Genomic DNA, 21024 nt, shown 5'->3' with positions numbered 1-21024 from the left:
CGGCGTTACGGCGCGACCTCAGGGCGCCTGCCAGCTGCCGCCCAGCGCGGCAATCAGCGCCACGCTGCTGACCCACTGCGTGCTCTGCAGCGTCAGCAAACTCTGCTGCGCACTCAGGCTACTGTTCTCCGTGGTTGCCACATCCAGGTAGTTAATCATGCCCGCGTCATACTGCAGACGCGTCACCCGCGCCGAGGTCTGCGCCGCGTCGGTGGCGCGCTGCTGTGCTGCGATCTCGCCCTGCAGCGTATTCAGCTCTACCAGCTTGTCCTCCACCTCCTGCATGGCCGTCAGCACCGTCTGACGATAGGTTGCGACGCTGGCCTCCCAGCCCGCCCGCGCCTGATCGACCTTCGCTGAGGTCGCGCCCGCGTCGAACAGCGTGCCGCTGAGTTCCGGCCCCAGCGACCAGACGCGGCTCGGCAGCGAGAACAGCGAGTGCAGCACCGACGAACTGACACCCGCGCTGGCGCTCAGGGTAAGATCGGGATAGTACCCGGCCACCGCCACACCCACGGCCGCATTGGCGGCGGCCATATTGCGTTCAGCGTACGCAATGTCAGGACGGCGCTGCAACAGCTCGCCCGGCAGGGCGGCCGGAATCGCGGGCGGCGTAGCGGTCAGCGGCGCGGCGGCCAGACTGAAGTCGGCGGGGGCTTTGCCGACCAGCAGCGCAATGGCATGCTCCATCTGCGCACGCTGCCACTGCTCATCCTGCGCCGAGGCGCGGGCACTCTCCAGTTGCAGCTGCGCCTGTGCCAGAGTGGCACGCGATGCGGTGCCCGCCTGATACTGGCGGCCGATCACGTTCAGGTAGCGCTGATAGGCGTCAACGCTCTGCTGATAGCGTGCGATTTTCTGATCCATGATCCGCAGCTGGAAATAGTCCTGCGCCAGCTCTGACTGGGCGCTCAGGGTGATATTAGCCAGTTCCGCCGCGCTGGCCGAGGCGCTGGCGCGATCCTCCTCCAGCGTACGCCGCAGTTTGCCCCACAGATCCAGCTCCCAGCTGGCGCTCAGCGCCGCCTGATGGCTGCTGCTGGTAGTGATTTGACTGCCGCTGCGCGTTACGCTGCCGTCATAGCCCAGCGAGGGAAACAGCGCCGCGCGTGACTCTGCCGCCAGCGCCTGCGCCTGCCGGTACTGCGCACTGTAGGTCGCTACGTTCTGATTCGACACACTGACCTGACTCAGCAGCCCGCTCAGCGTGGCGTCATGGTACACCAACCACCATTCGCCTTTGCTTTGCGCATCACGCGGCGTCGCCGGCTGCCAGCCCCGTGCCTCTTTATAGTGAACCGGCATCGCCATCGATGGGCGCTGATAGTCGGGGCCAACGCTGCAGCCAGCCAGCAGCAGCACAATAAACGGGAGATAAGGTTTCATGGTTCAGGATTCCGCATGGCGCAGACGACGCCATTGACGTTGAGTGGCGCGACCCAGACGATCGAGCCACAGATAAACAACCGGCGTGGTAAACAGCGTCAGCAGCTGGCTGAGCGCCAGTCCGCCCGCGATAGCGATTCCCAGCGGACTGCGCAGATCGGCGTCACCGCCGCTGCCCAGCGCCAGCGGCAAGGCACCGAAAAAGGCGGCCAGCGTGGTCATCATGATGGGCCGGAAGCGCATCAGACACGCCTGCGTGATCGCCTGCTGCGGCGACAGCCCCTGCCGCCGTTCTGCGTCGATGGCAAAATCGATCATCATGATGGCGTTCTTTTTCACGATGCCGATCAGCAGGATGATGCCAATCAGCGCAATCAGCGTGAGTTGTGTGTTGGTCAGCAGCAGGAGTAACAGCGCCCCGACGCCCGCTGATGGCAGGGTTGAGAGAATGGTCAGCGGGTGGATATAGCTCTCATAGAGGACGCCGAGCACGATATAGACCGCCGCCAGCGCCGCCAGAATCAGCCACGGCATGGTGGCAGTCAGCTGTGAAAACGCGGCGGCGGTACCGGCGAAACCGGCATGAATGGTCGATGGCAGGCCCAGCTTCGCCATTGCCTGTTTAATCCGTTCCTGCGCCTGTTCCAGCGAGACGCCCTCGTTGAGATTGAACGCTACCGTGCTGGTGGCAGACTGGCCCTGATGCGCCACCGACAGCGGCGCATTGCCGCCGCTAAAGCGGGCAAACGCGGCGAGCGGCACCCGGTCACCGCTGTCGTTAATCACATAGAGCTGCTGCAGCGTCTCCGGATTTGCGGTGTCGCTGTCCTGCAGTGACATCACGACATGATACTGATTCAGCGTGTGGTAAAGCGTCGCGATCTGTCGCTGGCTGAAGGCATTGTTCAGCAGCGTATCGAGCATTTTCACGTTGACGCCCAGCCGGGTGGCGCGGTCACGGTCAATTATCAGCACCACCTCCTGCCCGCCGGTCTGGGAATCAGAGTCCACGCTGTTGAGCTGAGGGATGGCCGCCAGCGCCGTCTGCACCTTCGGCGTCCAGACCCGCAGCAGATCAAGATCGTCAGCCTGCAGGCTGTACTGATAGGTTGCATTAGCGCTGCGCCCGCCAATGTGCAGATCCTGTGCCGCCATCAGGAACATCTGTGCCCCGGCGATATGGCTGGTTTTGCGCGTCAGCCGATTTGCCACGTCGCTGGCCGTGGCGTCGCGCTGATCAAAGTCCTTCAGCCGCACAAAGAAGTTGGCGCTGTTGCGGGAGCCGAACATCCCGCTGCCCATTGACGACATCACGCTCTGGACCGCCGGATCCGCCTGAATGATTCGGGTAAACATCAGCATTTTTGGCTTCATCGCCTGAAACGAAATGTTCTGATCGGCACGCAACGCGCCCATCAGCAGCCCGGTGTCCTGGTTCGGGAAAAAGCCCTTCTGCACCACGGTAAACAGAAAAACATTCAGCAGCACTGTCAGCAGCAGACTGAGCAGCGTCAGTTTCTGATGGCGCATCACCCAGGCCAGCCCGCGCCCGTAGGCGGCCAGCAGGCGACTCAGCGAGTTTTCAATAAACTGCCAGAGTGGATGCGGCCGCTGGCTGACAGGCGGCCTGGGTTTAAGCAGGCGCGCGCAAAGCATCGGCGTCAGGCTGAGCGAGACAAACAGCGAGATCAGCAGCGACACCGTGAGCGTGACGGCAAACTCACGGAACAGCCGCCCGACAAGGCTGCCCATCAGCAGGATCGGGATGAACACTGCGATCAGCGACACGGTCATCGACAGCACGGTGAAACTCACCTCCTGCGCCCCACGCAGCGCCGCCCGCAGCGGGCTTAGCCCGCGTTCAATGTGACGGGTGATGTTCTCCAGCACCACGATCGCATCATCCACCACGAAGCCGGTAGAGATAATCAGCGCCATCAGCGACAGATTATCCAGGCTGTACCCCAGCAGATACATCACCGCACAGGTGCCGATCAGCGACACCGGCAACGCCAGTGCCGGAACGATCACCGCCTGCATGTTGCGCAGGAAGATAAACACCACCGCGATGACCAGCAGCACCGCAATCAGCAGCGTCTCTTCGGTGTCATAGAGCGAGGCGCGCACGCCAGGCGAGCGGTCAATCACCACCTTCAGCTGGCTGTCCGCAGGCAGGCTATTCTCCAGCAGCGGCAACTGCGCTTTGATCGCGTCGATGGTTTCGAGCATGTTAGCGCCCGCCTGACGTTTGATGCCGATCATCACGGCAGGCGTGGCATTCAGAAATCCCGCCTGATAGCGATCTTCTACCGAATCGTAGACGGTCGCGACATCGCGAAGCCGCACCGCCTTGCCCTGCTGCCAGGTAACGATCAGATCGCGATAGCTGGCCGCCTTCTCCAGCTGACCATTGCTGTCCACCAGCCACGACTGACCACTGCCCTGTAAGATCCCTTTGGGCAGATTAGTGGTGCTGCTGGCGACGGCAGTACGCACCGTCTCCAGCGAGATGCCGTAATGGATCAGCTTCCGCGGCTGCAGATCAATCCGCACCGCCGGTAAGGCGCTGCCCATCAGCGACACTTCGCCAACGCCCTGCACCTGCCCCATCGCCTGTTCGATCTTGCTCTCTGCCAGATCGTAAAGCTCGCCAGGCGTGCGGGTGGCGGAGGTCAGCGCCAGCATGACGATCGGCGCGTCCGAGGGGTTTGCCTTGCGATAGGTCGGCAGCGAGGCCATCGCGCTCGGCAGCAGGCTGCGTGCCGCGTTGATCGCGGCCTGCACGTCGCGCGCCGCGCCATTGATGTCGCGGTCCAGCTCAAACTGCAGGATGATGCTGCTGGAACCCTGCGAGCTGCTGGAGGTCATCTCGCTGATACCGGCAATCTGCCCCAGCGCACGTTCCAGTGGCGTAGCGACCGTTGCCGCCATGGTTTCCGGACTGGCCCCCGCCAGGCTGGCGCTGACCATGATAGTCGGGAAATCGACCTGTGGCAGCGGTGCCACCGGCAGCAGCCGGTAGCCCAGCGCGCCGGCCAGCAGGATCGCCAGCGTCAGCAGCAGCGTCGCTACCGGGCGAAAGATAAACAACCGGGTCAGATTCATTGCCCGCTCCGTGCCTGCTGCTGACGGCGTTTCACCCAGGCATTTCCGCGCTGCGCCAGTCCGTCAAACCAGAGGTAGATCACCGGCGTGGAGAAGAGTGTCAGCACCTGACTGACAATCAGCCCGCCGACGATCACCAGCCCCAGCGGCTGCCGCAGTTCGGCACCCGAGCCGGAGGCGAGCATCAGCGGTAGCGCGCCGAGCATCGCCGCCATCGTCGTCATCAGGATGGGACGGAAACGCAGCAGACAGGCCTGGTGAATGGCCTCACGCGCGCTGAGGTGCTGCTTTTGCTCCGCCTCCAGCGCGAAGTCAATCATCATGATGGCGTTCTTTTTCACGATACCTATCAGCAGGATGACGCCAATCAGCGCAATCAGGCTGAACTCGCTGCCCGCCAGCAACAGCGTCAGCAGCGCCCCTACTGCGGCTGAGGGCAGCGTTGAGAGAATCGTGACCGGGTGAATAAAACTTTCGTAGAGGATGCCGAGCACCACATACATGGTGATCAGCGCGGCCAGAATCAGCCACAGCGTGTTGCCGGTCGCGTTCTGAAATGCCGAGGTTTCACCCTGATAGCGCAGCGTGGTGCTCTCCGGGAGCTGAAGCTGCTGCCGCACGTCGGCGATTGCCCGCTGCGCATCCTCCAGCGAATAGCCCGGATTGAGGTTGAAGGAGATCATCACCGCTGGAAACTGATTCAGGCGCATGTGCATCAGCGAGCCCGTGCGCTGATGAATCGTGGCGATGGCGGTGAGCTTCACCATGCCGCTACGGGCGGATGTCGTGTCAGAAGCCGAAGCGGACGTCGACGTCGACGTCGACGTTGATGAAGATGAAGATGTTGATGACGAAGCGGTGCTGCTGGATGACGTCATGCTGCTACTGCTGGTGGAGGGCTGCAGCCAGACATTATCAAATGACGCCGGCCCCTGCTGCCAGGCCGGTGCCACTTCCAGCACAACCCGATACTGATTCGACTGGGTAAAAATGGTCGAAACCAGGCGCTGACCAAATGCGTTATAGAGCGCGGTGTCCACGTCCGACGCCGTGATGCCGAAACGCGCCGCTTTGTCCCGGTTCAGCGCCACGTAAGCGATGCGCCCCTGATCCTGCAGGTTACTCACCACGCCATTAAACTCGGGCCGCTGCTGCAGTGCCGCCATCAGTTTAGGCGACTCGCGGACCAGATTTTCACTGTCAGCGTCGTCGAGGGTGAACTGATACCGACTCGGCGAGACCTGATCGTTGACCGTGAGATCCTGCGCGGGCTGCAGATAGAGCCGGATACCCGGCACATCAGCGCTCGCCTGGTTCAGCTGGCTGATGACGTCACTGGCGCTGAGGTCGCGGTCACCAAACGGCTTCAGGTTGATCTGTAACCGTCCGCTGTTAAGGCTGGTGTTGGTGCCGTCGATCCCGATGGTCGATGAAACACTCTCCACCGCCGGATTCTTCAGGATCAGTGCCGAGACCGCCTGCTGTCGCGTCGCCATCGCGTTAAACGAGACATCCTGTGAGGCAACGGTGACACCCTGAATCAGCCCGGTATCCTGAGTCGGAAAGAAGCCTTTCGGCACTATCAGATAGAGCAGTGCCGTCAGCCCGAAGGTCGCCAGCGCCACTAGCAGCGTCAGTTTCTGATGATTCAGCACCACGGTCAGCAGACGGTCATAACCGCGCACCAGGCGGTCAAACAACGCGCCGCCCTTACGGGAAAATCCGGACTGCTGCTCAGGCGGAATGTGGCGCAGCAGATACGCGCACAGCATCGGGGTCAGCGTCAGCGAGACCCCCATCGATACCAGAATCGCCACCGCCAGCGTAATCGCGAACTCTCTGAACAGTCGCCCCACCACATCGCCCATAAACAGCAGCGGGATCAGCACGGCAATCAGTGAAAAGGTCAGCGAGATAATGGTGAAGCCAATCTGCTGTGAGCCTTTCAGCGCCGCCTCCATCGGTGACTCGCCCAGCTCCAGACGCCGGGAGATGTTCTCCACCACCACAATGGCGTCATCAATGACAAAACCGATGGCGATAGTCAGCGCCATCAGCGACAGATTATTCAGGCTGAAGCCCGCCAGATACATCACGCCAAAGGTGCCGACCAGCGACAGCGGCACCGCAACGCTGGGGATCAGCGTGGCGGCAACGTTCCGCAGGAACAGGAAGGTCACCATCACTACCAGCGCAATCGACAGCATCAGCTCAAACTGCACGTCGCTGATTGAGGCGCGAATGGTCTGGGTGCGGTCGGAGAGAATGGTCATCTTAACCCCATCCGGCAGCGCTGCCTGCAGTGCAGGAAGCTGCGCCCTGATGTTGTCTACCACCTGAATCACGTTCGCGCCGGGTTGACGCTGTACACCGATCACAATCGCAGGCTGGTTATCAGCCCATGCCGACTGGAAGCTGTTCTCCGGCCCCTGTTCGATATGGGCGATATCTTTCAGGCGCAGCGCCGCACCATTTTCGTAAGTCAGGATCAGGTTGCCGTACGCGTCGGCGGTACGCAGCTGATCGTTGGCGTCGATAGTGACCGAATGATATTTGCCGTCAAAGCCGCCTTTGGAGCCATTGACGTTGCTGTTGCCGATCAGCGTATTCACCGCCTCCAGCGTCAGATGATGCGCCGCCAGCGCCTGCGGGTTCATCTGCACCCGAATCGCAGGCTGATGGCCGCCCGCCAGTGTCACCATCCCGACACCGGAAATCTGCGACAGCTTCAGCGCCACCCGGGTATTCACCAGGTCCTGCACCTCGGTCAGCGGCAGCGTGCCGGAGCTGGCTGCCAGCGTCACGACCGCGCTGTCCGCCGGATTGACCTTTTTGTAGGTCGGCGGATTGGGCAGATCGTCAGGCAGCAGGTTATTTGCCGCATTGATCGCCGCCTGCACCTCCTGCTCGGCGACATCCAGCGACAGCTCCAGGCTGAATTTCAGGGTAATGATCGACGCGCCGCTGGCGCTGGTCGAGCTCATCTGGCTCAGCCCCGCCATCTGCCCTAACTGGCGCTCCAGCGGTGATGTGACCGACGACGCCATCACATCCGGGCTGGCACCCGGATAGAGTGTGGTGACCTGAATCGTGGGATAGTCCACCTGCGGCAGCGCCGAGGTCGAGAGGAATTTACAGGCAAAGATGCCCGCGATCAGCACGCCGACCATCAGCAGAATGGTCGCGACCGGACGCAGAATAAACAGGCGTGACGGATTCATTTCGGCTCAGTACCGGCAGCGGGAGCCTCATCGGCCAGTGACACCTTACTGCCGCTGGTCAGACGATCGATCCCTTCGGTCACCAGCCGATCCCCCGGTGAAACGCCGCTGAGGATCGCCTGCTGATCGTCTCCGAACGCCGGGCCGGTGGTGACCACTTTGCGCGTCACGCGGTTGTCCTGATTGATCACAAAGACAAAGCTACCGTCGCTGCTGAGCTGCAGCGCCTGCGCCGGGATCACCGTTGCGCCTTTCAGTATCCGGGTCTGCAGCCTGATATTCACAAACTGGTTAGCAAACAGTGACTCATCCCGGTTGGCGAACACCGCTTTTAGCGCCACGGTGCCGGTAGCGGTATCGATCTGGTTACTGATGAACTTCACTTCTCCCTGGGCGAGCTGATGCTGGTTGTCCTGATCGAACAGCGTGGCGGGCAGGCTCTGCCCCTGATGCAGTGCGTTGACCAGCGCCGGAATGTCACTCTGCGGCACGCTGAACGTCACGGCGGCGGGCTGCATCTGGGTGATGGTCACCAGGCCGGTGCTGCTGGCGCTCTGCACCATGTTGCCGGGATCGACCTGACGCAGACCGACGCGCCCGCTGACCGGAGCGGTGATGCGGGCATACTCTATGCTCAGCTTCGCACTGGCGATCTGCGCCTGATCGGCGGCAACAGCGCCACGATATTGCCCGACGGTGGCAATCTGGCTATCCAGATCCTGCCGCGCGAGCGCATCCTGTGCCGCCAGTTTGCGGTAGCGCGCCAGCGTCAGCTCGGCACTTTTCAGCAGCGCCTGGTTTTCGCTGAGTTCAGCCTGATACTGGTTCAGCGTCGCCTGATAGCTGCGCGGATCGATCTGTGCCAGCAGCTGCCCGGCGCTGACCTTCTGCCCTTCGGTAAAGAACACCTGTTCCAGCTGACCGTCAACGCGGCTGGTCACCGTCACGCTGGCGTTGGGGATCACCGTGCCGAGCGCATTCAGCCACACCGGCACATCCGCCGTGCTGGCGACACCGCTGTGAACCAGCGTGGCACCGCCGCCCATCATGCCAGCCGCACCCGGTCTGCCCGACGGCATTCTCTCATCCGGCCCGTGCCCTGCCGACAGCAGACGCCAGATAACGCCAGCGACAATCGCGATCACCAGCAACAGAAGCAGCCATTTAAGCCCGGTGGAACGCGCGGGGCGAGAAAGGTGAGTCATCGTCGAACTCTTCAGATAAGCAGAAAAAGAAATCCCGGAACGTGCGGAATGCGGCAGTGAAAACCGGCTGTGGTGCGCAAAAGCGCCAGGCTTCACGGCGGCCATTATCAGTGAAAGGCGACGCGCCTTTCTATCGGCAAATAGTCAGGGTTTTGTTAAGAACGATGATGATTTAACGGCAGCTGAAGCAGCGTAGAAGGCGGGGCAGGCAGAGAGATAAAAAAGAACCCACGCTTCTGCGTGGGTTGGTGTAATAACAGGGATCTCACTGCCGAAGCAGTGTTGTTTTCACACCCATCAATACCTCTGGGACCGCTATCTTCGCACTGATCGACCGCGCAGAGACAGCGGGAAAACGCAACCGAATTCGGGGAAGTGCAACGAGGTGTGTATATCTTTCACACCCCGCTTACACTCTGATTTAACTAAGATTTATCCGAAGGACTGGCCGCCGGTTTGGTGTAGATGGCATCCGGTGCAATATTCATATGCTTCAGCACTGGCCCCATGATATTCCCGAACACCGGGGCTGCAACCGAGCCACCGAAGTGGTCGCCCGCGGTCGGATGGTTAATCATGACCACCAGCGCCACTTCCGGGTGGCTGGCTGGCGCAAGGCCCGCCGTGTAGTTGACGTAGCCGCCATCATATTTGCCGCTGGCGCCCATCTTTTCGGCCGTACCGGTTTTGGTCGCCAGACGGTAGCCCGGTACAGCGGCTTTCAGCCCGGTTCCGCCCGGCAGCACGTCGCTCTCCAGCATGTGCACCACCTCTTTCACCGTCTCCGGGTTAGCAACCTGCTTGCCCAGCACCGGTGGCGTTACGCGGGTGATCGACAGCGGACGGTAGATGCCATACGAACCGAGCGTGGCGTATTCACGGGCGATCTGCAGCGGCGTTACGCGCAGACCATAGCCAAACGAGAAGGTGGCCCGTTCGATATCCGCCCAGCGGGCGCGATGCAGCGGAAAGTAACCGACGCTTTCACCGGTCAGTCCCAGGCCGGTCGGCTTGCCCAGCCCAAAGGCGTGGTAAGTATTCACCAGCGCTTCAGCAGGCATCGCCAGCGCCATGTGCGAAACGCCGATGTCACTCGACTTCTGCAGGATCCCGGTCATGGTCAGACGCGGCCAGTGGCCGACGTCACGGATCAGATGGCCGTTGACGCTGTAGGGCGTGGTGTCGATCACTGAATCCGGCCGCACCAGGTGACGCTCCAGCGCCTCCATCACCACCAGCGGCTTAACGGTCGAACCCGGTTCATAGCTGTCGTTGATGGCGGAGTTACGCATCTGCGCCGGGGTGGCCCCTTCATAGTTGTTGGGGTTGAACGACGGATAGGAGGCCATCGCCAGAATCTCACCGGTGTCGATTTTCACCAGCACCGCGGCACCGGAGTCCGCCTTGTTGAGCAGCACGCCGTCGCGCAGTTTGCTGTAGAGCGTGTACTGATCATATTTGTCGATGCTGAGCTGAACAGTGGGCGGCTGCGTTGGCGGCTGATAGTTAATCATCGCGATGATGTTGCCTGCCGCATCCTGACGATAGACCTCTTTGCCCGGCTCCCCCTGCAGTACCTTATCGAACCCTTTTTCCAGTCCGTTCAGGCCCACATTGTCCGCGCCAACGATGCCAATCAGCGGCGCAGAGGCTTCGCTCATCGGATAGAAGCGGCTGTCGTCATAGACTTCGCTGATGCCTTTCAGCTTCAGCTCTTTAATATCTTTGGCGATGCCCAGTTCGACTTTGCGCCCCAGATAGAGGAAGCGACGTTTCGGGTTGGCGGTGATCTGCGCCGCCAGCTCTTCAGGACGGGTGTTCAGTGCGGCAGCCAGATAGGCCCATTTGGCACTGGTAAAATCGGGTTTGCTCTCCAGCACGCGCTGCGGATCGGCGATGATATCGCGCGATGGCACGCTGAGTGCCAGCGCTTCACCGTTGCGATCCAGCAGCGTACCGCGGCTGGTGGGCAGCGTCACGGTTCGCAGTGAACGCTGATCCGCTTCGTGCTCCAGCATCGGCTGATTCAGGAACTGCAGGTCCGCGACGCGCGCCAGCAGTACCACCAGGCAGGTCATTACACCCAGGCAGATCAGCCGAAAACGAAAAGGGTTAAACGGAGCTTTTATCTGGTCTTTTCCCAGTAGTTTTTTAATCCGGGGCATGGCATTCCGCTGCGCAAAAAAAGAGAAAGGGGCTGGTGCCAGCAGTTATAAAGAAAGCGCTGGCCGTATAACAGGAAAACTGTGTATCAGTTCGTTATCGGCAGCCAGATGACGGGCAAAAAAAACCTGCGCATCTGCGCAGGTTGGTGTAATCAAGAAAATCTATTGATGTTCACCCATCAATACCTCTGGGACCCTGAATGTAGCAAGGGCGATTGATCGGCTGCCATCACTCAAACGCAACAGTTACCCGCAAAATGTAACCAGCCATGAGATCCTTACGCTATTGTGCAATCCTGATGTTTTTTGATTTCCACCAGGCAGCTCATGGCGTTGGGTCCCTGCGTCAGCGACGAGGTGCCAATGTCGAGCGTCAGCACATTCGGGTTACCCGCCCGGTCCCAGGGTTGCCAGGCTTTGCCGAATCCCGGATCGAACCAGGCCCCGGTCGCGATAATCACTACGCCCTGTGTGACGCCGTCGGTGATCCGCACGCCTGCCAGCATCACGCCACGGGCGTTACTCACCTCAATCTCATCGCCCTCTGCCAGCCCGCGCGCTGCCGCATCCTCTGGATGCATATAGAGCGTCTCGTGGCCGGCGGTTTTATTGCCCTGCACGGTGTCGGTGGCATCCAGCTGGCTGTGCAGCCGGTCGGCGGGCTGAATCGAGATCATGTGCAGCGGATAGTCGCGGCTGACCGGCGATCCCAGCCACTCCTGCGGCTCACGCCATTCCGGATGGCCGGCGAAGTCGTCCAGCTGATAGTCCGCGATGGTCTGGCTGAAAAGCTCGATTTTGCCGCTGGCGGTCTTGATCGGATGCGCCTGCGGATCGGCCCGGAATGCATCCATAAACTGATAGGGCTTGCCGCCTTCCGGGATTTCCACGAAGCCGCGCTGCCAGAACGCGTCAAATTCCGGGAAATCGATGCCTTTACGCTGATGCGCCGTGGCGCACTGCTGATAGAGATGTTCAATCCACTGCATCTCGTTGCGCCCTTCGGTGAAGGTGTCGCGATAGCCCAGGCGCTCGGCCAGATCGGCAAAAATATCGAAGTCGTTGCGCGCCTGATGCTGCGGTTTAATCGCCTGATGCATAGCCAGCACAAAGCGGTCACGGGAGGAGCCGCCGATGTCGTTACGCTCCAGCGTGGTCGTGGCCGGCAGCACAATGTCAGCCATCTGCGCCGCAGGCGTCCAGACGATATCCTGCACCACCACCGTGTCGGGCCGCTGCCAGCCCTCCACCAGCCGGTTCAGCTGCTGGTGATGGTGGAACGGATTGCCGCCTGCCCAGTGGACCAGGTGAATGTCGGGATAGTGCAGCGTTTCCCCCTGGAACCGGTAAGGCTGACCGGGATTAAGCAGCATATCGCTGATGCGTGCGACCGGAATCGACAGCCCGCTGGGGTTCGGGCCGGTGCTCATCATCGGCGCAGGTCCCTCCTGACGCGGGTTGCCGACGCTGTTCATCGAGCCGTGTCCGAACGAAAATCCCGCGCCCGGCAGCCCCGGCTGACCAAGCATCGACGACAGCGCGATCATCATCCAGTAAGGCTGTTCGCCGCGATGAGCGCGCTGAACCGAATAGGAGCAGGTGATAAAGCTGCGCCTGCCGGTAAGCTGCTGCGCCAGCCGGACAATGCGGTCGGCCGGAATGCCGGTGATGCGGCTGGCCCAGCCTGCGGTTTTGGCCACCCCATCGCTCTCGCCCAGCAGATAGGCGCGCAGCTGCGGCCAGCCGGTGCAGTGGCTGGCGAGAAACGCCTCGTCCACTGCGCCGCACCGGGTGATCTCATGCCCCAGCGCCAGCATCAGCGCCACATCGGTATTCGGGCGAATCGGGATCCATTCAGCGTTAACAAATTCCGGGCAGTCATCCCGCATCGGGCTGATGTTGATCACCGGTGTGCCTTTGGCGGCCAGCTGCATCAGCGCCGGTTTCAGGCTGTGCTGCCCGGCCCCACCCGACGCGACCTGGGCGTTTTTCAGCGCCAGTCCGCCGAAGGCGACAAAAATTTCGGCATGCTCCACCACCTGCGGCCATTCCGTGACGCGCCCGGTCAGCGGCATATAGGTGCCGATCACATAGGGCAGGAAGAACTGCGCGGCGCCCCAGCTGTAGTTACCCTGCTGATCGACGCCGCCGCCGCCCTGGAAGTAGAAGCGGCGCACGAGTGTGCGGGCGTGGTTGACGCGACCGGCTGATGACCAGCCGTAGGAGCCGTTAAAGATGCCCGACGCGCCGTAGCGATCGCGCACGCGGCGATTCTCCTCCGCCACCAGATCCAGCGCAGTTTCCCAGTCGACGGCGACAAAATCTTCCCGGCCACGCAGCGAGCGTTCACTCTTCTCGCGTGACTTCAGCCACGAGCGCCGCACCATCGGCTGGCGGATACGACGGTCGGAATAGACCAGCTCAGGAAGGGTATGGATCATCGGTGATGGATCGGCATCGGCAAAGAAGGGTTCACAGCCCGTCAGGCGATCGTTTTCAGTGACGGCGGTAAACGCGCCCCAGTGCGCCAGATGTGGCACTTTGGTTTTCATTATGATTTTTCACGGTTGCCAGGTGAGAGATTGAGCATAACATGGCGCAGCGCCTCAACAGAAGATGCGCGGGCGCGGCCGTTTTTGCCCCTTTTTGCGACGACGCTGGCATTCTGTCGGGTTGATGTGTCCGCCCTTTTCCGTAACACTGATGCGATGTGTAAACGTTTTCCCCAAAGCAGGTCAACGCATGGCTACCATAAAGGATGTTGCGCGACTGGCTGGCGTTTCTGTCGCCACAGTCTCCCGTGTAATCAATAATTCTCCCAAAGCCAGCGACAGCTCCCGACAGGCCGTAGGTGAGGCGATGGAGCAGCTTCAGTACCACCCGAACGCCAACGCACGCGCGCTGGCGCAGCAATCGACCGAAACGCTCGGCCTGATTGTCGGTGACGTTTCCGATCCCTTTTTTGGTGCCATGGTAAAAGCCGTGGATGAGGTCGCCGGCGACACCGGTAACTTCCTGCTGATTGGTAACGGTTACCATAATGAGCAAAAAGAGCGGCAGGCGATTGAACAGCTGATGCGGCATCGCTGCGCGGCGCTGGTGGTTCACGCCAAGAAAATCCCCGACGCCGAACTGGAAGTGCTGATGAAGCAGGTGCCGGGTATGGTGCTGCTGAACCGGCTGATCAAAGGCTTTGAAAAGCGCTGCATCGCCCTCGACGACCGCTACGGTGCCTGGCTCGCAACCCGCCACCTGATCCAGCTCGGCCATCAGAATATCGCCTTTATCTGCTCGACCCACACCATCTCCGACGCCGAAGATCGCCTGCAGGGCTATTACGACGCGCTGAAAGAGCATGGTCTGCCGTGCAGCGACCGGCTGGTCACCTGGGGCGAACCGGATGAGGTAGGCGGTGAGCAGGCGATGACCGAACTGCTGGGACGCGGCAGGAATTTTACCGCCGTCGCCTGCTACAACGACTCAATGGCGGCGGGTGCGCTGGCGGTGCTGAGCGATAACGGCGTCCGCGTGCCGGAGGAGATGTCGCTGATTGGCTTCGATGATGTGCTGGTCTCCCGCTATGTGCGACCGCGCCTGACCACCGTCCGCTATCCGATTGTCACGATGGCGCAGCAGGCGGCCCAGCTGGCACTGGCGCTGGCCAACGATCTGCCGCTGCCGGAAGTGACCCACATGTTCAGCCCGACGCTGGTTCGTCGCCACTCCGTCAGCGGTCCGGCCTGATGCGGCCGGGACCGGTTCTGTCGGCCTTCGTGTAAGCACGTCATCCCCTTTTTCCCTGCGGCAGCCTCCCCTGCCGCAGCGCCCTGACGCCCGCCCGTCACCACAACCAGGCACCGGTTCTGGCCTCAGTCGCCCTTTTCTGCCCGGTTGCGGCTTCCTTGTTTCAGGTCAAATCAGCGCGTATTAATTCGCAGCAATCACTACATGTAGATAATAGAATCTCTGCAAACCCCATATGTAGTTTACGGAGAGAAAAATGGCAACGGTGGTAATCAAGCGTGATGGATGCCGGACGGCCTTTGATGCACAGCGTATCGAACAGGCCGTGGCGGCCGCGGCGCGGGCAGCAGAGGTCAGTGACAAGGCCTGGTGCGCTCAGGTCGCAGAGCATGTGGCCCGGCAGCTGGCCGATCGCCCGGAAGTGGCTATCCATGAGATTCAGTGCGCGGTCGAAGAGACACTGATGGCCGGCCCTTATCCGCAGCTGGCCCGCATCTGGATTGAATATCGCCACGATCGCGATGTCGCCCGCGATCGTCAGAGCCGGTTACATCACGCCATTCGCGGCCTGGTCGATCAGACCAATCCGGCGCTGCTGAATGAGAATGCCAACAAAGACAGCAAAGTGATCCCGACTCAGCGCGATCTGCTGGCCGGGATCGTCGCGAAGCACTATGCGCAGCAGCAGATGCTGCCCCGCGATCTGGTGCTGGCGCATGAACGCGGCGAGATCCACTATCACGATCTGGATTACGCTCCTTTCTTCCCGATGTTCAACTGTATGCTGATCGATCTGAAAGGTATGCTGACCAACGGCTTCAAAATGGGCAACGCCGGGATCGAGCCGCCGAAATCGATCGCCACCGCCACTGCGGTGACGGCGCAGATCATCGCCCAGGTCGCCAGCCACATCTATGGCGGCACCACCATCAACCGCATCGATGAAGTGCTCGCCCCTTTTGTTGAGCTGAGCTATGCCCGCCATCTGGCGATCGCCGAAGAGTGGCAGATCCCGCAGGCTGAACAGTATGCGCGCCAGCGGACAGAGAAAGAGTGCTACGACGCTTTCCAGTCCCTGGAGTATGAGGTCAATACACTGCACACCGCCAACGGGCAGACGCCGTTTGTCACCTTTGGTTTCGGCCTGGGCACCAGCTGGCCAGCCCGGCTGATTCAGCAGTCCATTCTGCGCAACCGGCTGGCCGGACTGGGTAAAAATCATAAAACCGCCGTGTTCCCCAAACTGGTGTTCACGATTCGTGAAGGCGTGAACCGCCGGGCGGGCGACGTGAATTACGACATTAAGCAGCTGGCGCTGGAGTGCGCCAGCAAGCGGATGTATCCCGACATCCTCAATTACGATCAGGTGGTTAAAGTGACCGGCTCTTTTAAAACGCCGATGGGCTGCCGCAGCTTCCTGGGCGTATATGAAGAGAATGGCGAGCAGATTCATGAGGGCCGCAACAATATTGGCGTCATCAGCGTGAATCTGCCGCGTATCGCGCTGGAAGCGGAGGGTGACGAGGCGCGTTTCTGGGCGCTGCTCGATGCGCGGCTGCTGCTGGCTAAGCGGGCGCTGATGACCCGGGTGGCGCGGCTGGAGAAAACCAAAGCGCGCGTCGCCCCGATCCTCTACATGGAGGGCGCCTGCGGCGTCCGGCTGAACGCCGATGATGAGGTCGGTCCGATCTTCCGCAATGGCCGCGCGTCACTGTCGCTGGGCTTTATCGGCCTGCATGAAACCCTGAATGCGCTCAGCGGCGGTCAGCGACACCCCTATGATGATGTGGCATTGCGCGCCAAAGGGGTGGAGATCATCGCCCGGATGCGTGAGGCGGCCGACCGCTGGAAAGCGGAGACCGGCTACGGCTTCAGCCTCTACAGTACCCCGAGCGAGAACCTGTGCGACCGCTTCTGCCGTCTTGATGCTGCGCAGTTCGGCGTAGTGCCGGGCGTGACCGACAAAGGCTACTACACCAACAGCTTCCATCTCGACGTCGGGAAAAAGGTCAATCCCTACGACAAAATCGACTTTGAAGCGCCCTATCCACCGCTGGCGAACGGCGGGTTCATCTGTTACGGCGAATATCCGAACGTGCAGCACAACCTCCGGGCGCTGGAGGATGTCTGGGATTACAGCTATGACCGCGTGCCCTACTACGGCACCAATACGCCCATCGATGAGTGCTACGACTGCGGCTTCCACGGCGAGTTCGCCTGCACCAGTCGCGGCTTTACCTGCCCCAACTGCGGCAACCACGATCCGGCGCGCGTCTCGGTGACCCGGCGGGTCTGCGGCTATCTGGGCAGCCCGGATGCGCGGCCTTTCAACGCCGGCAAACAGCAGGAGGTTCAGCGTCGGGTGAAACATATGGCAGAGGGGCCGCTGGGATGATGCATATCCACCGCTACTATGATGTGGATATCGTGAACGGCCCCGGCACCCGCTGCACGCTGTTTGTCGCCGGCTGCGAACATCAATGCCGTGGCTGCTACAACCGGAGCACCTGGCGCATCGACTCCGGTATTCCCTTTACGCTGGCGATGGAGGAGCAGCTGCTGGCCGATCTGCAGGACATGCGCATTCCGCGCCAGGGATTGTCGCTGAGCGGTGGCGATCCGCTGCATCCGCACAACGTCCCGCACATTCGTCGTCTGGTTAAACGGGTGCGGCAGACCTGTCCGGATAAAGATATCTGGCTCTGGACCGGTTACCGGATGCAGGAGCTGGACGCGGCGCAGCGCGCAGTGCTGGACTTTCTGGACGTGCTGATTGATGGCCGTTTTATTGAGGAGGAGAAGGATGCCACGCTGCAATGGCGCGGCAGCCGTAATCAGATTATCTGGCAGCTACGCTGAGTGACGCGGGATCGCGCCCGATTCAATGATTGTGACGCGCTCTTCACCTGGCGCAAAAGCCTGCTGGTGCAGACAGCGCGCCACGTCGCGCGCCTGCACCGCCTGCCAGTTCCCTGGCAGCAGCGAAAAGATCGGTGCCATCAGGCTCTCGCCGCCGCGCTTCTGCGCGCGATCGCCCAGCAGCAGAGAGGGCCGTACCAGCGTCAGGCGCGGCCAGCCCTGATGACGCAGCGCATTCTCCATCTCGCCTTTGACGCGATTGTATAAAAACGGCGAGTGCCGGTTAGCGCCATGTGCGCTGACCACCAGCATCTGCTTCGCCCCCAGGCGTAATCCACTTAAGCCGGTATCCACCACCAGGGTGTAATCAACGTGAATGAAGGCCTGTTTGCTGCCCGCCGCTTTACGGGTGGTGCCGAGACAGCAGAATACCGTATCCAGTGCTCCCTGCAGCGGCCCCAGGACATCGGTCAGATCGGCCTCAACCAGATTCACCACTTTGCGCATCGCGGGCAGTGGCCGGCGGGTAGGTGCGATGATCTCATCGACACGCGGATCCTCAATCAGTAAGCGCAGCAGATGCGACCCGACTAAACCGGTGGCACCGGTCAGTAATACGCGATTCATCTCAGATTCGTCCTTATTTCGCTGCTCACAGGTTAAAAGATAGCTGATCTTAACGGGCTGGCTTGCGTTCTCACGCTCAGCGACCAGGCTTACAAGCGTTAACGGAAAGCGCGCCCTGCGCTCTGCATGTCTTAGGAGGAAAAAAATGAGCAAGAAAGTTGCGGTTTTGATTACCGATGAATTTGAAGACTCAGAGTTTACCTCACCCGCTGAGGTGTACAAACGCGCCGGTTTCGACGTGGTTACCATTGAGAAACAAGCGGGTAATGTGGTGAAGGGCAAAAAAGGCGAAGCGGAAGTGACCATCGATCGCAGCATTGATGATGTCAGCCCGGCGGAGTTCGATGCCTTGTTACTGCCAGGCGGCCATTCGCCCGATGCCCTGCGCGGTGACGATCGTTTCGTCGCCTTTACCAAAGAGTTTGTTGCCAGCGGTAAGCCTATCTTTGCTATCTGCCACGGCCCACAGCTGCTGATCAGCGCCAATGGCGTGCGCGGTCGCAAGATGACGACGGTCAAGGCCGTTGCCATTGACCTGATCAACGCAGGCGCTGACTTCCACGACAAAGAAGTGGTCGTCGATGGCGATAAGCTGGTCACCAGCCGCACCCCGGCCGATCTGCCAGCCTTTAATCGCGAATCCCTGCGGATCCTCGAAGCGCTGTAAGCCTGCGACGCCCTTTTCCGCTGAAAAGGGCGTTTTATCCCTCTCTCTGCCAGCCGATTTTCCTGCCAAATCCCAGTGCGTTATCGGTCATCTTCACCTCATCCAGTGTGATCTCCCACAGCGGTGCCGACACTTTTCGCGCGACCGGAAAACGTTTCTGATACGCGGTTCTGGCGACCCTCTCCGCCTCCTCTTCCAGCCGGACGACCCGGCCGCGATACTGTACGCCTTTGATCAGCAGCACACTTCTGGGCTGGCCGTTAACGGTGCCCGCCACCTGCGGATTCTGCGCCATTAACACACCGTGGCGGGTATCGGGTTCCGTCATGATCCAGAAGGCCATGCGTGTTTCATCAAAAACGTAGTAGCAGTTCGCGCACCATAGCTGATTGTCAGCGGTGCAGCAGAGTGACAGCACATGCTGCTTTCTGAGGTAGCGAACCAGATGGGCATGATCGGACAAGATAAACTCCTGGCTGGGCACAGCCGCGTCAAGCGCGTTACACTGGCCGGCATCTTTTCTGGGAACGTAATTACGATGAGTCAGCAGTGGCAACTCTACATCGTCCGGACGGCGAAAGGGAGTCTCTATACCGGCATCACCACCGATGTGGCACGCCGGGTCGCTCAGCATCAGAGCGGGCGCGGTGCCCGTGCGCTGCGCGGCAAAGGTCCGCTGGAGCTGATGTTTCACTGCGAGGCAGGCGATCGTGCCAGCGCCTCCCGACTGGAGTATCAGGTTAAGCAGCTGACCCGTCAGCAGAAATTACAGCTGGTTGCGGGTCAGCCTGCTCATCTGGCGCACTGGCTGGGGCTTACGGCAGACGATTAAAGGGTTCGGCGTAGTCGATCTGCCCTTCTGCCCCATCGAAGGCGTTATCCGCCAGACGGTAAACCTGGAACGCCGCCTCCGTGCCAGGCCAGCGGCTGTGCAGACCGTGACGGGCCGCCGGTTCAAAGCCAAAACGGCCGAACAGCGCCGGATCGCCCAGCACGACAACGGCGCTGTAGCCAAACTCGTTGAGCGTGTCCAGCCCCTCATAAATGAGTTTGCTGGCGATACCCTGACCGCGCAGCGTCTCGTCGACGGCCAGCGGAGCCAGTCCGACCCAGCCGCGATCGTCACCCTGAACGCTGACCGGGCTGAAGGCGGCGTAGCCCAGCACCTGCCCTTCATCATCCGTGGCGACCACGCCTAAGGTCAGCAGGCCATCTTCACGCAGCGCCTGCGTCAGTTCCGCCTCGGCGGACGTGGCGAAGCAGCGCTTCAGCAGCGCATCGATACCAGCCGCATCCATACCAATTTCGCTACGGATCAACATGCGGCACCTGCGCGCGCCTGAATGGCCTTCGCGTCCTGTTTCATCCCGGCTTCAACAAACGCCGCCATCTGCTGAATCGCCGTGCGTAACGCGGTGGGCATAGCCTCGGGTTCAATAGCATCCATTACGTTTTTCACCTCAAGTCCCAGTTCAGTGTCCCCTTCAATCACCAGCCGGCGTTGAAAGAACAGCATATCGGGATCTGCTTTACGTGCTGCCACAAGCAACAGATCATTGGCATTGCCCCGAAACCAGACATCCGCTTCGGACTGTTGCAATACCGCCAGTCGGCCATCCTCCAGCGTGGTTATCCATTGCAGATTAAGATCGGCAATCCCGATACCCAGCAGGCGACCGTTCAGAAAGTCTAACTCACCTTCAGCCAAAGCATGACGAAATTGCCAGTTTAAGAGTTGTTGCAGAAGCCGCTTCCTGAGCGGAAAGGGGGTAAGCGCTGCGGGTAAGCCTAAGATTTTAGGACCGTTTTTCACAAAATGGGCATGTAACCGCTCTAACACTTTCATCACTCCCTTCAGAAAATTTTACGTATATTGCCATATCCTTTTCTGCGCGCCTCGGCCGGGATCAATAAAAACCGCCGTCATCAGGGGAAAAAAAAGCGCCATCCGGGGGGATGAACTGGCATTTCACTGCCTTAAATCAACATGCGCATCAGGCCGGATGCCTAGACTCGACGCCCGTCTGCATGTTGAGAGGAACACC

At 60.6% G+C, this 21024-nt stretch carries 15 protein-coding genes; 5 read left to right on the top strand and 10 right to left on the bottom strand.

All coding sequences use genetic code 11. The features are described 5' to 3' along the window. Positions 1 to 18 precede the first annotated feature (18 nt). From AB1748_RS04110 to AB1748_RS04085, 6 genes are all read right to left on the bottom strand, one after another. On the bottom strand, positions 19 to 1386 hold the full coding sequence (locus AB1748_RS04110) for an efflux transporter outer membrane subunit (protein ID WP_111138549.1): 1368 nt from the start codon (positions 1384 to 1386) through the stop codon (positions 19 to 21). A 3-nt stretch (positions 1387 to 1389) separates the two neighbouring features. Further along, entirely contained in the window at positions 1390 to 4491 is a 3102-nt protein-coding gene (locus AB1748_RS04105) for an efflux RND transporter permease subunit (protein ID WP_367396033.1), read from the bottom strand. Beyond that, entirely contained in the window at positions 4488 to 7712 is a 3225-nt protein-coding gene (locus AB1748_RS04100) for an efflux RND transporter permease subunit (RefSeq protein WP_367396032.1), read from the bottom strand. The genes AB1748_RS04105 and AB1748_RS04100 overlap by 4 nt, the downstream gene beginning before the upstream one ends. Next, a complete protein-coding gene (locus AB1748_RS04095; RefSeq protein WP_367396031.1) occupies positions 7709 to 8917 on the bottom strand; it encodes an efflux RND transporter periplasmic adaptor subunit in 1209 nt (402 codons plus the stop codon). Before AB1748_RS04095 ends, AB1748_RS04100 begins: the two co-directional genes overlap by 4 nt. Positions 8918 to 9342: 425 nt before the next feature. After that, positions 9343 to 11082 carry a penicillin-binding transpeptidase domain-containing protein gene (locus tag AB1748_RS04090; RefSeq protein WP_367396030.1) on the bottom strand — a complete coding sequence of 580 codons (1740 nt, stop codon included), beginning with the start codon at positions 11080 to 11082 and terminating at the stop codon, positions 9343 to 9345. A 278-nt stretch (positions 11083 to 11360) separates the two neighbouring features. Then, positions 11361 to 13634, bottom strand: a complete 2274-nt coding sequence (locus AB1748_RS04085) for a molybdopterin guanine dinucleotide-containing S/N-oxide reductase (RefSeq protein ID WP_367396029.1) — start codon at positions 13632 to 13634, stop codon at positions 11361 to 11363. Positions 13635 to 13824: 190 nt separating this feature from the next. Here AB1748_RS04085 and galR point away from each other — a divergent pair, with 190 nt between their 5' ends. The 3 genes from galR to nrdG all read left to right on the top strand — a co-directional run bounded on the left by galR (position 13825) and on the right by nrdG (position 17685). Continuing rightward, on the top strand, positions 13825 to 14826 hold the full coding sequence (gene galR / locus AB1748_RS04080) for an HTH-type transcriptional regulator GalR (RefSeq protein WP_111138561.1): 1002 nt from the start codon (positions 13825 to 13827) through the stop codon (positions 14824 to 14826). Positions 14827 to 15082: 256 nt separating this feature from the next. Beyond that, positions 15083 to 17221, top strand: a complete 2139-nt coding sequence (gene nrdD, locus AB1748_RS04075) for an anaerobic ribonucleoside-triphosphate reductase (protein WP_293774175.1) — start codon at positions 15083 to 15085, stop codon at positions 17219 to 17221. Further along, positions 17221 to 17685 carry an anaerobic ribonucleoside-triphosphate reductase-activating protein gene (gene nrdG / locus AB1748_RS04070; protein ID WP_367396315.1) on the top strand — a complete coding sequence of 155 codons (465 nt, stop codon included), beginning with the start codon at positions 17221 to 17223 and terminating at the stop codon, positions 17683 to 17685. The genes nrdD and nrdG overlap by 1 nt, the downstream gene beginning before the upstream one ends. On the opposite strand, the gene AB1748_RS04065 is transcribed toward nrdG, so the two are convergent. Continuing rightward, positions 17677 to 18312 carry an NAD-dependent epimerase/dehydratase family protein gene (locus tag AB1748_RS04065; protein WP_111139566.1) on the bottom strand — a complete coding sequence of 212 codons (636 nt, stop codon included), beginning with the start codon at positions 18310 to 18312 and terminating at the stop codon, positions 17677 to 17679. The genes nrdG and AB1748_RS04065 overlap by 9 nt on opposite strands. Before the next feature lie 145 nt (positions 18313 to 18457). On the opposite strand from AB1748_RS04065, the gene AB1748_RS04060 reads away from it, so the two are divergent. After that, entirely contained in the window at positions 18458 to 18979 is a 522-nt protein-coding gene (locus AB1748_RS04060; protein WP_111139567.1) for a type 1 glutamine amidotransferase domain-containing protein, read from the top strand. A 34-nt stretch (positions 18980 to 19013) separates the two neighbouring features. Here the strand turns inward: AB1748_RS04060 and AB1748_RS04055 are convergent, their stop codons facing one another. Beyond that, positions 19014 to 19442 carry a YhbP family protein gene (locus AB1748_RS04055; protein WP_293774178.1) on the bottom strand — a complete coding sequence of 143 codons (429 nt, stop codon included), beginning with the start codon at positions 19440 to 19442 and terminating at the stop codon, positions 19014 to 19016. Between the two features lie 75 nt (positions 19443 to 19517). On the opposite strand from AB1748_RS04055, the gene AB1748_RS04050 reads away from it, so the two are divergent. Next, positions 19518 to 19811 (top strand): GIY-YIG nuclease family protein, encoded by a 294-nt coding sequence (locus tag AB1748_RS04050; protein ID WP_199559997.1) that lies wholly within the window; start codon positions 19518 to 19520, stop codon positions 19809 to 19811. On the opposite strand, the gene AB1748_RS04045 is transcribed toward AB1748_RS04050, so the two are convergent. Together AB1748_RS04045 and AB1748_RS04040 are read right to left on the bottom strand one after the other, a co-directional pair. After that, complete coding sequence (locus AB1748_RS04045; RefSeq protein WP_111139569.1) at positions 19795 to 20301, bottom strand: GNAT family N-acetyltransferase; 507 nt, start codon at positions 20299 to 20301, stop codon at positions 19795 to 19797. The two genes, AB1748_RS04050 and AB1748_RS04045, sit on opposite strands and share 17 nt — an antisense overlap. Beyond that, positions 20295 to 20819 carry an SCP2 domain-containing protein gene (locus tag AB1748_RS04040; RefSeq protein WP_111139604.1) on the bottom strand — a complete coding sequence of 175 codons (525 nt, stop codon included), beginning with the start codon at positions 20817 to 20819 and terminating at the stop codon, positions 20295 to 20297. The genes AB1748_RS04045 and AB1748_RS04040 overlap by 7 nt, the downstream gene beginning before the upstream one ends. Between the last annotated feature and the right edge of the window lie 205 nt (positions 20820 to 21024).

This window comes from Pantoea sp. Ep11b, assembly GCF_040783975.1.
Lineage (GTDB): Bacteria > Pseudomonadota > Gammaproteobacteria > Enterobacterales > Enterobacteriaceae > Pantoea.
The sequence above is the reverse complement of the archived record's forward strand: the minus strand, read 5'-3'. Positions and strand labels throughout refer to the sequence as shown.

Bases quoted from the DNA above. Each gene is read 5' to 3' on its own strand.
- AB1748_RS04095 (WP_367396031.1), bottom strand. From the start codon at position 8,917: ATGACTCACCTTTCTCGCCCCGCGCGTTCCACCGGGCTTAAATGGCTG.
- AB1748_RS04050 (WP_199559997.1), top strand. From the start codon at position 19,518: ATGAGTCAGCAGTGGCAACTCTACATCGTCCGGACGGCGAAAGGGAGT.
- AB1748_RS04045 (WP_111139569.1), bottom strand. From the start codon at position 20,301: ATGTTGATCCGTAGCGAAATTGGTATGGATGCGGCTGGTATCGATGCG.
- AB1748_RS04060 (WP_111139567.1), top strand. From the start codon at position 18,458: ATGAGCAAGAAAGTTGCGGTTTTGATTACCGATGAATTTGAAGACTCA.
- AB1748_RS04085 (WP_367396029.1), bottom strand. From the start codon at position 13,634: ATGAAAACCAAAGTGCCACATCTGGCGCACTGGGGCGCGTTTACCGCC.
- AB1748_RS04105 (WP_367396033.1), bottom strand. From the start codon at position 4,491: ATGAATCTGACCCGGTTGTTTATCTTTCGCCCGGTAGCGACGCTGCTG.
- AB1748_RS04065 (WP_111139566.1), bottom strand. From the start codon at position 18,312: ATGAATCGCGTATTACTGACCGGTGCCACCGGTTTAGTCGGGTCGCAT.
- AB1748_RS04100 (WP_367396032.1), bottom strand. From the start codon at position 7,712: ATGAATCCGTCACGCCTGTTTATTCTGCGTCCGGTCGCGACCATTCTG.
- galR (WP_111138561.1), top strand. From the start codon at position 13,825: ATGGCTACCATAAAGGATGTTGCGCGACTGGCTGGCGTTTCTGTCGCC.
- AB1748_RS04110 (WP_111138549.1), bottom strand. From the start codon at position 1,386: ATGAAACCTTATCTCCCGTTTATTGTGCTGCTGCTGGCTGGCTGCAGC.
- nrdD (WP_293774175.1), top strand. From the start codon at position 15,083: ATGGCAACGGTGGTAATCAAGCGTGATGGATGCCGGACGGCCTTTGAT.
- nrdG (WP_367396315.1), top strand. From the start codon at position 17,221: ATGCATATCCACCGCTACTATGATGTGGATATCGTGAACGGCCCCGGC.
- AB1748_RS04090 (WP_367396030.1), bottom strand. From the start codon at position 11,082: ATGCCCCGGATTAAAAAACTACTGGGAAAAGACCAGATAAAAGCTCCG.